The organism is Rickettsia endosymbiont of Rhinocyllus conicus, from assembly GCF_964026465.1.
GTDB lineage: Bacteria > Pseudomonadota > Alphaproteobacteria > Rickettsiales > Rickettsiaceae > Rickettsia.
In genome coordinates, this window is the sequence record NZ_OZ032155.1 from 635,338 (window position 1) to 648,334 (window position 12,997).

Sequence of the window (12,997 nt, forward strand, 5' to 3'; positions counted from 1 at the left end):
TCTAAAGCAATCTTATTACCTTTATGCTTTTATGCTTATCAGTATAATGAGCTATAAGGTGAGTTATAGTATTTTTATCTATTTTATTTGATGTAATATTTTTAATGGAATCTGAATCAGCTATGATTTCTTCAGAAGTTTTTTTATCTAAAAAATCCTCAGCAAATTTTATTGCTTCAATTTTTTTAGGATCACTTTTTGTAGTTTTTCCTTTCGACATATAAGTAATATTTTTTAATTGCTTGAATTTTTAAGCGAGGAAATTTACTTAACTAGGAGTTTAAACTAGGTGAGTATTTATTAATAAAAATAAATTGAATAGATACTTAAAAGTTAAATCAAAAATACAAATTTGTAAATATTAATCTAAATAAAAAGTAATATTATTTAATAAGGAACCTCTACTTTCAAAGGACATAGATCAAAGCTTATACGAGGAAATACTGCCATATACTAAGTTACTTTCTAAAATGTACAATGTAGATGAAGCAGTATTAGCTAAACGACTAGCAACTTATTTTTCAAATATAGAGGAAGTTAAAGGATATTTAGAAACAGTAAATTATACAAATTCTGACACTATATTATGGAGTTTTCAAGACGAGCAAAAGCCAGATTCTTCTAATAACACTAAACCTATTATTGCTTTAAGTTATAATGCAGAAGTAGGAGGGGATACAGCAGAGGAAGCCAAAGAACGTATAATGGAACAAGACGGGAATGTTATAATATAGATTATAGAAAGATTGTGCCATTAAACACTAAAACTCAATCTATAGAAAAGATTTTAGAAGCTGGAAAAGCAAAAGAAATGCTTCAGAACGTTGATGGTCTGATAATTCCTGGTAATGAAGCAGCAGTTTATCCTGAATTATTTGATAGTAAAGAAAATTTTGGTGAAACTGATAAAGAACGCTCAATAGCAGAAAGTATATTGATAACGCCAGTTTAGGATAAGGAGGTCTGAGGATAAGCAAGTAGTGTTAGAAATTTTTTAGATTTATTGAAATTAAAAGCATTTACGCAAGAAAGTATATGAACTAAGAAATTAATAGGGGAGCGATGTCTTGAATGTTCAAGGTTCATGCTGTTTTTTAGTACATTAAATACTGATTCAATTATTGATCTGCTTTTTAAGAGTATTTTATCTTCTATATCTAATAAATGATTTTTCATATCCTTGCGAATCCCAGTAAATAACCGTAGCCCACGACTAAATAATTTAGCGGACATTTCCTTAGAAATATAAGCCTTGTCTCCAAATAATTTACCCCATAATCCTTTGGTAATTGAGTCTACAGCAGATAAATCACTAGCATTACCCTTTGTTATTTTAATTGCCATAATCTGACCTTTATTATTAATTACAATATGTAATTTAAATCCCATAAACCATCCGTAACTACTCATACCTATTTTAGCAATGCCACTAAACACTTTATTATTATTTGTACGTTTTGCATGACATATCGATAATTTGGTTGAATCAACAAAATATATACCAGTCTCATCTCCTGTAAATAATTGTAACATTATAGTTAAAGGTAATACTAATCTTGGCCACAACTGGATTATCCGACTGTAACTAGGAAGACTAAAATATCCTCTATATTTACATGATAGATGATATAAATAATAATTCTTAAAATCTTTGCATGGAGATATATAAAAATATAATACTATAGTTATATAGTTCTGAAAGCCTTAAACTCCCTGATCTCCTACGCTTCCTAACGCTGGGTATTAATTTGCTTTCTTCCCATTCTTCGTAAACTTTACAATAATTATCTATTATACAAAATAGAGTTATGATACATCTTTTCATTGTTGAGTGCATATTTTTTTGATTCAAAATCTATGTAACTCAACACTCCTCTCTTGTAAATACCCTGCTTTATTATCTTTATTCCTTACACTCTTATCCTAAACTGGCGTTTTATTAAGTATTAATTTTATTAAATTAACTATTCGGTGCATCACTTTCCTAAATCAAATATTTACTATTCTCTAAAATAGCATTATCTGATCCAGTTTGTAAACTATTAGTAGAAAATAAAAATAAGATGGTTTTGATTTTAAAGTTTTTTGTTAGAATTTTTTCTCTCTATTTCAAAAAATTTACTCATTATTTCTACTAGTTCCTTTTTTGTGTTTACACTAGCACGACCTACAGCTTGAGCTGGTTTATCAGAAACATTAGATAATACCTCACATTCATAAAAGTAATCATCCTTATCATAAATACAAATGTAAATTAATTTATTATTTCTTTTAAACCCAATAGAATTAAAATCGTCCCAATCATCTACTACAGAAAAAGTATCATCACCAAACTCCTTATTAATTATATCTATGAATCTTATTACTAATTGGTTTTTTTCTATCATTTTAAAAAATCTTTTTTTATTAATAATTTTTTAGCAGTTCTTGCTGCGTCTACTCTATTATTTGCATCATTTAAAATTTCTCTTAATGTTTTATCCCAATATTCTCCTGGAAATTCTTCTCTAATATTTCCTTTTCTATGTTCTGATACAAATTCTCTTGCAGTTTTATCAAGGCTTTCAAGAACTTTACGACCAGTAACATTATTATCTTTAATTTCATATTTTTTTCCATCCTTAGCTAATTGTTTTTCTTTCTGATTCTTATCTTTGTCCGGTTCGAAGTCAGGTTTCATTGAGCCAGAAGCAGCAACAGCCTTTTCTTGAGATTGAGGATTGGCTTTACTATTATTATTTCCCTTATTACCATGCTTACTTTTCTCTAAAATAGCACTATCTGCTCCAATTTGTAAATTATTAGTAGCAAGTAGAGATATAATAGTTCCGATTTTGGCAGAAGAAGCGGTTTCGTTATCAATAATTCCTAATGAGTTTAGTTTCTCTGCTAAACTATTGAACATATTCGAAAGAACTATTGGAACATCGGAAATACTAGGCAAAGAAATATCCGGCAATAATGGCTCGGCATCAACTTTTTCTCTGTCACCAATTACAGCTGTGGAGGTAGACAATAAAGCTTGCGTCATTAATGCTTGTTGCTGGAATAAATGCAGAGCAGCATTATACTCCACCACCGAAGAGGAGATGCTAGTTGCCATTTGCATGTCGGAGGCGGATGCACCGGCGAGCATCGCGGTAGCTGCGACTATAGTGTCGTTCCAATTAGATAAGCCAGTGCCGCTTTCGCCAGTGCCAGAAAACTTATGAGCTGGGGAAGAGGTAAGACCGCTTAAAGCCTCACCCATACCACCAGCGAGCATACCTATAGCAACATTACCCTTCCTCGCTAAGGCGTACGTCCCACCAAGTGCCGAATGCATCATTACTTTGGCTGCTCTTTCTTCACTTAGACCATATCGCTGTCCTATGTCCCCGATATAGCCTTGACCGACTGCTAAAGCCCCACGCAGCACCTCACCCATGAAATTATCACGAAGACTGCCGCCCTTAATCGCTGTATTAACACCGGTTCGCAGCATCATTCTCTCAAAGATTGCCTGATTACGACCAGTTACGCCTACATCTTTTGCTTTCTCTGCTACATCCCCAAAACCTGTGCCGTTCATTACTCCCGTTATAACACCAGCTGCTAGCATATCCTTGCCTAGCGATCTTAAAGCCTTTTTGCTAGTAGATTCCTTTACTCCCTTTAAAATATTCCCACCATTATTTGCAGCTCTTATCACCACTCCAGACGCAAATCCACTCACCCCAGCCGCTATAGCATTATATCCCTACATGTGATGATGTTTATTTAAAAGGATTAATATCTCTAACTTCTATGACACTTGCTAAATTTTTATCATTCCTTATAAGTTTTAATTATATTACGGTTTTCATCTTCTATTACTACCGTTCCATCTTGGTATTTTCTAGTACAATATTTATAGTCAATATCCCATAAAAATAACATTAAACTATATCTTCAACGTCCCCACCTAAAGTAGTAGGATTTTTCTCAATAATTTCTTCAAGAGAAAAGAATACAGATTTAGAAGAAGTATCCACTAATTTAGAACCTTTTTTAGATGGTTGATTAGTTTCAGCAGAATCCGAAATATACCCCTCATCTTTAAAATCACTTTTATTAATTACTTTCATATCTTCTATTATCTCTTCTTTCAGTTTATTTATAGCTTCTGTATAACTTTTAAATTTTGAAGTATCAGCTTCATATTGAATTAATAGTTTGCATATAGCTTTATATGTATCATTTTTTGGCTCAGCTATATGTGCAAATAATGCTATAAAAACTACTTTACCTCTTTCTAGAATTTCAGCATTAGGATTACCGCCATGCTCTAATAAAAATTTAAGTGTTTCTACATAATTAGATAAGTCTTTTTTTGTTTCAGAAAATGAACTGTCGGAATAAGTAGGATCATTGGCTGGAATCGCAGCATTTACTAATAAAGCAACAAGATCTTCTGAATAACCATCGTGAGCTGTTGCACCATATTTGAATAGCTTTTCTAAAATTTCTACATTACCTTTTAGTATTGCGGATATAACACCTTGAGATGCGATAGCACCATTTTTTAGGAGATAATTTATTACGTCAATATGTTCTTGCATGGTGGCAATACTTAATATAGCCCCTCCATGTAAAGGATTATTAATTGTAGTATTAACATCAAAATTTTTTTCTTCAATAAAATATTGAACTAAATCTAAACGACCTTTATGAACTGCTTTATAAAGATACTCATCAGGAAGTTCTGATGAAGATAAGGAAATTAATGTTTTAATTTCTTCTAGGGTATATTCATGACCTATTGCAAAATAAATAGCTTCATTTATATCAACTTTTTTTTGCTAATAACTCTGTTATTATTTTTTCATCTTTTAGCTTAATCGCTCTATTTAATGCTGTTCCATGTTTAGGATCAACATAGTTGATTTGATTGGTTTTTATAAGTTTTTGAATATCGGCTTTTAAAATTTGTTTTTTAGTTTTAACTAAATATTAAAGAATTAACTATTAGTTTACTTTCTTAATCTTTAGTTGTAGTTTGTGGTTTTCTAGCTCGATTTCACTAATATGATCAGGAATAAAATCTTTAGCAAATTCACTTAAGGTTTGCTCTTTAATAAACTCACCGTAAATATCAGTTATTCTAGGCAAATTTATATCAATCAAAATCCTATCTGTTATAGCAAAATCGGCATTTTTTCGAGCTTGTTGTATAGACCGCACAATATCTCTAGCTATTCCTTCGTCTATTAACTCAGAGGTCAGCTCTAAATCAAGTATTAGCAGACTGCTATTATGGGCAAAGCTGCTAGCCCCTTTAATATGCGAATGAGGTTCTAAGATTAGTTTATATTCATCGCTATTTAAGGTCTCATTACAGATCCTCAAGCCGCCAGAGGTTACTTCCCACTCGTTCTTTTTAGAGGCAGCTATAATATCTTTCATTTTAGCTGGCAGACGCTTACCGAGTAGCGGGAAATTAATCGATAATTTTTTAACTGCATAATTTTCTAAATCATCACGATAAATTACTGATTTAACATTAATTTCATCTTTAATTAAATCTTCAAAATCTTTTAGTTTATCGTTATTTTTGCTAATAATAGTTATACTGCTAAGTGGTTGTCTTACACGTGCGTTTTCGCTACTTCTGATGAATAGGCTATGACTGCAAATATCTAGTACAGTATCCATAGTATCCACTAGCTCGCTGTTTATTTCAAATTTTGAAAGATCAGGATAGTTGCAAAGATGGACACTTTTTATGTCATTGCGAGCCACTATTGACTTGTCATCCCGTGGCTTGACCACGGGATCTTGAGCCATAGCTTTTTCTCCTGAGATACCGCGATCAAGTCGCGGTATGACCCTATTCGTTAGCCCCAAATATATCGCTTCCGAGATAAGCGGCACGAGTGATGACATCGCAATGGACATAGTCTCCAAGCACGTATATAGCGTGTTATAAGCATTTTGCTTGTCTAGATCTTTTTCGCTTTTCCAAAACCTAGCTCTGCTTCGTCTAATATACCAGTTATTTAGCACTTCAAAAAATTCTGAAACAGCATGATAAGCTATTTGAGTATCAAAATTGTCTAAACTTTCTTTAATCTTTTCTACTGCTATTTTGAGCTTGGATAATATATATATATCAAGCACATTGTCCGAGTTAAACTCCTGCTTGCCTTTAATATGATCGGCATTAGCATACATCGTGAAGAAATGGTAAGCATTCCAGATAGGCTTGATAAACAAACGAAGCGTATCAAATACCATTTTGCCGTCTTTATCAATCAGTAGCTCTTGCCCTTTAACAACATTGGAAGAAAGCATTGTTACCCTTAAGGCATCTGAGCCATATTTATCGAATAGCTCCAGCGGATCGGCATAGTTATTTAGACGCTTTGAAAGCTTTTGACCCGTAGCATCTAAAATCACCCCGTGGCATATACAATTTAAAAATGGTGGACGATCGAATAGGGCAGTAGATAACACCATTAAAGTATAGAACCAGCCACGTGTTTGTGCGGAATATTCAACTATGAAATCTGCCGGAAAATGATCCTCAAACCACTGCTTATTTTCAAAATGGTAGTGTGCTTGCCCGTAAGGCATCGAGCCGCTTTCAAACCAACAGTCAAATACGTCTTCTATTCTACGCATTGTTGATTTACCGGTTGGATCGTCGGGATTGGTCTGCGTTAACTCATCAATAAATGGACGATGTAAATCAGTAATTTTAACACCAAAATCTGTTTCTAGCTCTTCTATAGAGCCGTAAACATCTATGCGTGGATATTTTGGATCGTCAGACTTCCATACCGGCAAAGGTGTTCCCCAGAATCTATTACGGCTTATTGACCAATCTCTAGCATTCTCAAGCCATTTACCGAATAAATTATCTTTAACATGCGTCGGTATCCAATTAATTTGCTGATTTAGCTCTACCATTCTGTCTTTAAATTCGGTAACTTTTACGTACCATGACGGAACAGCCTTGTATATAAGAGGCGTATCGGTTCGCCAGCAATGCGGATAATTGTGAATATATTGCTCGGTTTTTAGCCAATTCCCTTGCTCTTTCAGCTTGATTATTATTTTATCGTTTGCATCAAATACTTGTAAGCCCTCTAAATCAGGTATTTCTTTGGTGAACTTACCACTATTATCCACGGGGCAAACGAGCTTTATGCCTTTCGATTCACAAAGTATTTGGTCATCTTCACCAAACCCAGGAGCCATATGTACTACTCCTGTGCCGTCTCCCTCAACAACAAAATCGCCGGCAAATATCCTAAAGCTATTCGGATGATTTTTGAAATAGTCAAATAGCGGCTTATAGCTTAATCCTTGAAGCTCTGAGCCTTTAATTATCGTGAATTGCTCATCGCCTTTTAGCTCTAATTCTTTAGCGTATTTAGAAACAGATGAGGCAGCTATGATATAACAGACATCGCCTTTAGGAACTAACGCATAATTAATATCACTGCCAACTGCTAAGGCTAGATTTGACGGCAATGTCCAAGGGGTAGTCGTCCAAGCTAAAACACGATACTCCTTATAATCACCATGAGGTATTTTGTCGTTCAGTACAAAACTAACTGTTACAGCTTTATCTGCTCGCTCTCTATATGAATTATCAAGTCTTGTTTCAAAGTTAGAAAGCGGAGTTTCGCATGCCCAAGAATATGGCATAACCCTCATAGATTCGTACAATAATCCTTTATTATATAACTCTTTGAATGCCCAAAGCACAGATTCCATAAAATTCTTATCCATTGTTTTATAAGAATTCTTAAAATCCACCCATCTTGCTTGACGTGTTACATATTGCTCCCACTCACCGGCATATTTCATTACCGAATCTCTACAATGAGAGTTAAACTTTTCTATCCCGAAATTAGTAATAGCAAGACGCCCTGAAATACCGAGTTCCTTTTCAGATTGCATTTCAGCAGGTAGTCCGTGACAATCCCAACCGAAACGACGCTCTACTTTCTTACCTCTAACCGTTTGATATCTAGCATATACGTCTTTAATAAAGCCAGTTAGTAAGTGCCCATAATGCGGTAACCCATTAGCAAAAGGCGGACCATCGTAAAAGATAAACTCAGCATCGCCCTCTCTAATATCAATAGATTTTTGGAATATATTATTATCTTGCCAAAATTTTAATATTTCTTTTTCTATGGTAGCAAAATCAGCATTTGAGCTAACTTCTGGGTAATATTTAGTGTTTGTCATTATTTTGTAAATTATTTATTATAACTGATAATTATTTTTAATACAACAGTTTAGTTTATTGTAATGTCATCCCCGCTTAAGGCTTTGTTGCGTAGATCGAGAGTCGTCATTGCGAGCGAATGAAATGAGCGTGGCAATCCAGAAAAAATAATAAAAAATGCTATAAATTAGCATTTTTTAACTGGATTGCTTCGTCAATTACTTCGTAATTTCCTCGCAATGACGGAAAAACTGATCCACGCAACAATGCCTCCCGTGGTCAAGCCACGGGATGACACCGATTTATAATAATAGATAATAGCAGAGAGATAAATAGCTAACTATGACAAATAGCGAAAAAATTTATATAGGGCTTTGTATAATATTCTCTACTCTTATAATACTTGGTAACTTAATATATCAAAAATATATCAAAAATTTGTTATGTTACAAATACCGTTTTATAAGTTTGAGTTATCAGCAGGAGCAATATTATACCCTTTAACATTTTTAATTACTGATATAATTACTGAGCTATATGGAAAAGAAAAAGCTAATTTTTGTATTAGATTAGCAATATGTATGAATGTCCTAGTTACTATAATTATAATGTTTGTAAGTTATTTGCCGGCTACTAATTGGTCAAAAATCAATAATGAAACATTTAATAAAGTATTTAGTTATTATAGTGTAGCATTCCTTGCATCTATTATCGCATGTTATATTGCTCAAGCAATTGATGTTAATTTATATTTATGGATACGCAAATTAACTAAAGGAAAATATTTGTGGTTAAGAAGTAATGTTAGTACTTGTATCTCATTATTAACCCACCAATTAAATACCTGACTTAAGAGGCATATTTAACATCATCGGCTTGGAACAATTTTTGTATATGTTTAGGATTGTTCTGTAAGCAACGTAAATAAGATTTAAGATTGTATTTTAACTCATCTTTTGTAAGAGGTATATGTTTTCTATTTACATTTCTTTTTAAGTCATTATTTAAGTATTCATCTGGATTATGTTGTGGAGTATAAGGAGGCAAAAAAAACAAAGAAATTTTATCTTTATGCTTATTTGTCCAGCTGTATACTTTTTTACTATGATGTACTTTTAAATTGTCTAATATTAAAAAGATCTTCCTTCTTGCAGATTTCACTAATCTTCTTAGAAATTCTATAAATATATCTGTTTTTAGTGTATCTTCATATAACATGAACCTTAGTTTACCATTGTTCGTAACAGTTGATATCATATTTATAGTAAATCGTTTTGATTTATGAATAACTACGGGTGTTTTGCCTTTTAAAGAATAGCTCTGTAACACCTGACATTCTGATTTTATACCCACTTCATCACACCAGTGTATTTCAGCTTGTTCCATTTGTGCTTGTTTTACTATTGCGGGATATTCTTCATCTAGCCATACTTGAACTTGTTTTGGCTGTTGCTCATAAGCTAATTTCTTTGGTTTTTGTGCAGTATATCCCCATCTTCTTAAATATTCTCCAATCGTACTTAATGGCAAAAAGAAACCACAGCATTTTTTAATCAGGGCATTAATAGCTTTTCTTGACCATAGTGCAGATTTGATATTGTGATCTTCTGGTCTAGAGTGATTTATATAATCTTGTATTTTTTTACCCAGCATTTCATTTATTATTCTTTTCTCTCCTGTCTTTCTTCCTCTAGACTTGCCAGTTATTGCATATTTATCACCTCTTCTTCTTTTGTTAACCCAGTTACTAATAGTCTGACGTGTTACTCCTATAAGATTTGATACATCTGATTGTTTTTCTCCTTTATCAATTGCTCTTAATGCAACTTTTCTTAAAGCTGCTTGTGCACTCGTTGATAATGTCCTAAAATCTTCTTTTTTTAGCATTATTTCATTCTAACATTATATTTTAGTATTTGCAACTATTATGTCAGGTATTTAATTGGTGGGTTAATATTTATCGATACTACTATCGTGATTAGTTTTATGGCAATGTTTAATATCTTTCCTGTCGAGCAAATATGGAAATTAATATTTAATAGCTATAGCTGGAAATTATTTTTTACCATCTGCTGCACACCATTAGTTTATTTGAGCCTTTTTTCTATAAGGGGTTTTATTAAATTTGATATGAGTACTTGGAAAAAATAGCAACAAAAAAATAGCAACAAATATATAAGTAATAATCGTCAGTGTAAAAATATTTGATTAATATTACTTTTTTAGTTTTTCTTATTTATTAAGTTTGGTATAATAATATTATATAGTAAGTCATATCAAATAATTATAAGTTATTAACATGTATATCAATACTTTAACCATTACCTCTAAAGGACAAATCGTTTTACCAAAAAAAGCCAGAGATATTCTAAGTAGCACTGTTATTGCTGTAGAAGTTAATGATAATCATCAGGTTATCTTATCTCCTGTTTTAGATGTAGGAGGTGTTTTTGCAAAATATAAAAAAAATACAGAAGCTTCTTTTGAAGAGATGAGAGATAAAGCTTGGAGAGAAAACGTAAGAAAATAATATGAAATATATATGTGATACAAATTTTATTGTAAGATATTTAGTTGCTAATGATCAAAATATGTTTGATAAAGCAAAAGAAATATTTGAAAAAGTCAAAACAGGACAAATTATTTTAATATTAGAGCAAACCACATTTACTGAAATAGTATTTGTTTTATCTTCTGTTTATAAAGTTTCACGTAGTGAGATATTTACTAATTTATCAGGCTTACTTGCCTATAAAGGCATTCATTGTGAAAAGGAATATTATTTAGCTGCTTTAGAATATTACAGTAGGCATAACATTCATATAGTTGATTGTATATGTTAGCTAAAGCAAAGTTTTTAAATATACCGTTACTTACTTTTGATCAAAAATTACTTAATTTATCTAATAAAAATGACAATTAAAATACTTACCCCTCCAAGCGGTAAAATCTACTAGATTTATAGAATTTAATTATATTAAAAAGTAAAATCTTCGTGACGCCGGCTATTGGTATAGCGAAAAATATTCCAATAAAGCCGAATAAGCTACCGCAGGCAAAAATTGAGAATATAATCCAAAGAGGATGTAAACCTATTTTATCACCAATAATTTTAGGTGTTAGAATATATGACTCACAAATATTTCCGATTAAATAGACCACTATTATATAAAACAGTTTTGTGGTTGCACCAAAGGTTAAATATCCGACAGTTAGAGTTAGAAGAAAAGAGATAAAAGTGCCGATAAAAGGAATAATAACTAAAAAACCTGTTAAGATTCCAAGTAAAAGAGCAAGATCAATGCCTATTACACTAAATGAGATGCTATAATAAATCGATAACATTAAACAGATATTTAGCTGACCTCTTATATAAGCAGCAAGCAGGCTATTGATAGAGGATAATATTCCAAGGATTTTATGCCTGCTTTTTAGCGGTAATAATGATTTCATATTTTCGATAATTCTCATCCAATCACGTAAGAAATAAAATAATATTATAGGTATAAGTAAAAACAAGACAAATATATTAATTGTAATGAGAGTATAGTGCCAAAAATTATTAGCAAGGCTGCCAAGTATAGTGAATATACTATTTATGAAATTACTTAAAGAATCCCGTATCTTATCAGCGATATTAGGTTCTACAGCATAAATTTTTGTCATTATAGGCGGTAATATTTCTGCTTGAAAATAATCCTTATATTTAGGGATATTATTAACAAAAGTAGAAACCTGCCCATAAATTACCGGTACTAAAAGAGTAAGTGCAGTAAAAAATATACTTAAAAATATCAAGTAAACTACAATAGATGAAATTTTATTTGATAGTTTAAATTTTGACGCAACAAATTCTATAGCAGGTTGTAGTAAATAAGAAATTATAAAAGCAATAAAAAATGGTCTTATTGCTTCTGAAATTAGCATAAAACCGCTTATAAAAATTCCTATAAAAAGAAGCCAAAATATAGCGGTTTTATTCATATATATACTCCTAATAAATGAAGAGTTGTGTATACGAAGATCAACTTGGAAAAGAGTAATCGGTCTATAAGGCAAGGAGCGGCAGCAGTTACTTAATACGTGAGCACCGCAGATCTTATAAGACGACGTATCCAATTTTTCAAGTTCATCTAGTATATCTACTTTTTTGTTACTTGAACAGTCGCAGGTCTTAATAACCTATCTTTAATTTTATAACCAACTTGCATTATATTAATAACACTATTAGGTTCATGATCAGGATGCTCTATTTGAGAAATTGCATTATGCAAATTATAATCAAATGATGATCCTATTTCTGGCTTTATTTCTTCTATATGATGCTTATGAAATACTTTATCTAGTTCATCTTTAGTCATCTGAACACCAGCAATAATATTCGTTACTTCTACTGAAGCATCTAGTGGTTTATGCTCTAATGCTCTAGATAGATTATCGCTAACGTTTAAAAGTTCTTTAGCAAATGTAGTAATCGCATAATCTCTTGCATCATCACGTGCTTTTTCTAAACGCTTTCTTGTATTATCTATTTCAGCACTTGCTCTAATTAGCTTATCTTTTAGCTCTTCTATTTGGGCTTTTAAGTCTGCTATTTCTGAATTAGTTTCAGTATTTTCTACCTCTTCAGCAATATTATTTATTGCTTCTTCTTTGTTTTCTATATTATTGTCCGTCATCGTATAACTATTATTGATTTACTTATAGTATAAGATATAATAAAAAATCTAAAATTTTCAATGGGGTATACTTGTTTTATTTAAAATCTTTTCCAAATAAAACTTTGTCTATCTA

The 12,997-nt window shown here is 31.8% G+C and carries 14 protein-coding genes; 5 read left to right on the forward strand and 9 right to left on the reverse strand.

What is annotated here, in order from left to right; genetic code table 11:
• Window position 1: 1 nt before the first annotated feature.
• The gene (locus tag AAGD54_RS03380; protein WP_341795004.1) at window positions 2-220 is read right to left on the reverse strand and encodes a hypothetical protein; all 219 of its coding nucleotides are present in this window, start codon (window positions 218-220) and stop codon (window positions 2-4) included.
• 250 nt (window positions 221-470) lie between these two features.
• Between AAGD54_RS03380 and AAGD54_RS03385 the strand changes: the two genes are divergently transcribed.
• Window positions 471-734, forward strand: coding sequence for a hypothetical protein (locus tag AAGD54_RS03385; protein WP_341795005.1), 264 nt, complete (start codon window positions 471-473; stop codon window positions 732-734).
• Window positions 735-748: 14 nt separating this feature from the next.
• On the forward strand, window positions 749-952 hold the full coding sequence (locus AAGD54_RS03390) for a gamma-glutamyl-gamma-aminobutyrate hydrolase family protein (protein WP_341795006.1): 204 nt from the start codon (window positions 749-751) through the stop codon (window positions 950-952).
• Here the strand turns inward: AAGD54_RS03390 and AAGD54_RS03395 are convergent.
• From AAGD54_RS03395 to ileS, 5 genes are all read right to left on the reverse strand, one after another.
• The gene (locus AAGD54_RS03395) at window positions 949-1,689 is read right to left on the reverse strand and encodes an IS982 family transposase (RefSeq protein ID WP_341795150.1); all 741 of its coding nucleotides are present in this window, start codon (window positions 1,687-1,689) and stop codon (window positions 949-951) included. The two genes, AAGD54_RS03390 and AAGD54_RS03395, sit on opposite strands and share 4 nt — an antisense overlap.
• A 386-nt stretch (window positions 1,690-2,075) precedes the next feature.
• The gene (locus AAGD54_RS03400; RefSeq protein ID WP_341789110.1) at window positions 2,076-2,387 is read right to left on the reverse strand and encodes a hypothetical protein; all 312 of its coding nucleotides are present in this window, start codon (window positions 2,385-2,387) and stop codon (window positions 2,076-2,078) included.
• Window positions 2,384-3,715: a DUF637 domain-containing protein gene (locus AAGD54_RS03405; RefSeq protein ID WP_341795007.1), complete on the reverse strand. Its 1,332-nt coding sequence runs from the start codon at window positions 3,713-3,715 to the stop codon at window positions 2,384-2,386. The genes AAGD54_RS03400 and AAGD54_RS03405 overlap by 4 nt, the downstream gene beginning before the upstream one ends.
• A 202-nt stretch (window positions 3,716-3,917) precedes the next feature.
• On the reverse strand, window positions 3,918-4,805 hold the full coding sequence (locus AAGD54_RS03410) for an ankyrin repeat domain-containing protein (protein WP_341795170.1): 888 nt from the start codon (window positions 4,803-4,805) through the stop codon (window positions 3,918-3,920).
• A 181-nt stretch (window positions 4,806-4,986) separates the two neighbouring features.
• Window positions 4,987-8,223, reverse strand: a complete 3,237-nt coding sequence (gene ileS, locus AAGD54_RS03415) for an isoleucine--tRNA ligase (protein WP_341795008.1) — start codon at window positions 8,221-8,223, stop codon at window positions 4,987-4,989.
• 423 nt (window positions 8,224-8,646) lie between these two features.
• Here ileS and AAGD54_RS03420 point away from each other — a divergent pair, with 423 nt between their 5' ends.
• A complete protein-coding gene (locus tag AAGD54_RS03420; RefSeq protein WP_410526051.1) occupies window positions 8,647-9,051 on the forward strand; it encodes a queuosine precursor transporter in 405 nt (134 codons plus the stop codon).
• A gap of 1 nt (window position 9,052) precedes the next feature.
• Here AAGD54_RS03420 and AAGD54_RS03425 read toward each other — a convergent pair whose 3' ends face one another.
• Complete coding sequence (locus AAGD54_RS03425) at window positions 9,053-10,090, reverse strand: IS630 family transposase (RefSeq protein WP_341794233.1); 1,038 nt, start codon at window positions 10,088-10,090, stop codon at window positions 9,053-9,055.
• A 412-nt stretch (window positions 10,091-10,502) separates the two neighbouring features.
• Between AAGD54_RS03425 and AAGD54_RS03430 the strand changes: the two genes are divergently transcribed.
• Together AAGD54_RS03430 and AAGD54_RS03435 are read left to right on the forward strand one after the other, a co-directional pair.
• Entirely contained in the window at window positions 10,503-10,733 is a 231-nt protein-coding gene (locus AAGD54_RS03430; RefSeq protein ID WP_341789115.1) for an AbrB/MazE/SpoVT family DNA-binding domain-containing protein, read from the forward strand.
• 1 nt (window position 10,734) lies between these two features.
• Window positions 10,735-11,046, forward strand: a complete 312-nt coding sequence (locus AAGD54_RS03435; protein WP_341795009.1) for a PIN domain-containing protein — start codon at window positions 10,735-10,737, stop codon at window positions 11,044-11,046.
• Window positions 11,047-11,131: 85 nt separating this feature from the next.
• Here the strand turns inward: AAGD54_RS03435 and AAGD54_RS03440 are convergent, their stop codons facing one another.
• Window positions 11,132-12,187 (reverse strand): AI-2E family transporter, encoded by a 1,056-nt coding sequence (locus tag AAGD54_RS03440; protein ID WP_341795010.1) that lies wholly within the window; start codon window positions 12,185-12,187, stop codon window positions 11,132-11,134.
• A 158-nt stretch (window positions 12,188-12,345) separates the two neighbouring features.
• Window positions 12,346-12,882 carry a nucleotide exchange factor GrpE gene (grpE, locus tag AAGD54_RS03445; RefSeq protein ID WP_341789118.1) on the reverse strand — a complete coding sequence of 179 codons (537 nt, stop codon included), beginning with the start codon at window positions 12,880-12,882 and terminating at the stop codon, window positions 12,346-12,348.
• Between the last annotated feature and the right edge of the window lie 115 nt (window positions 12,883-12,997).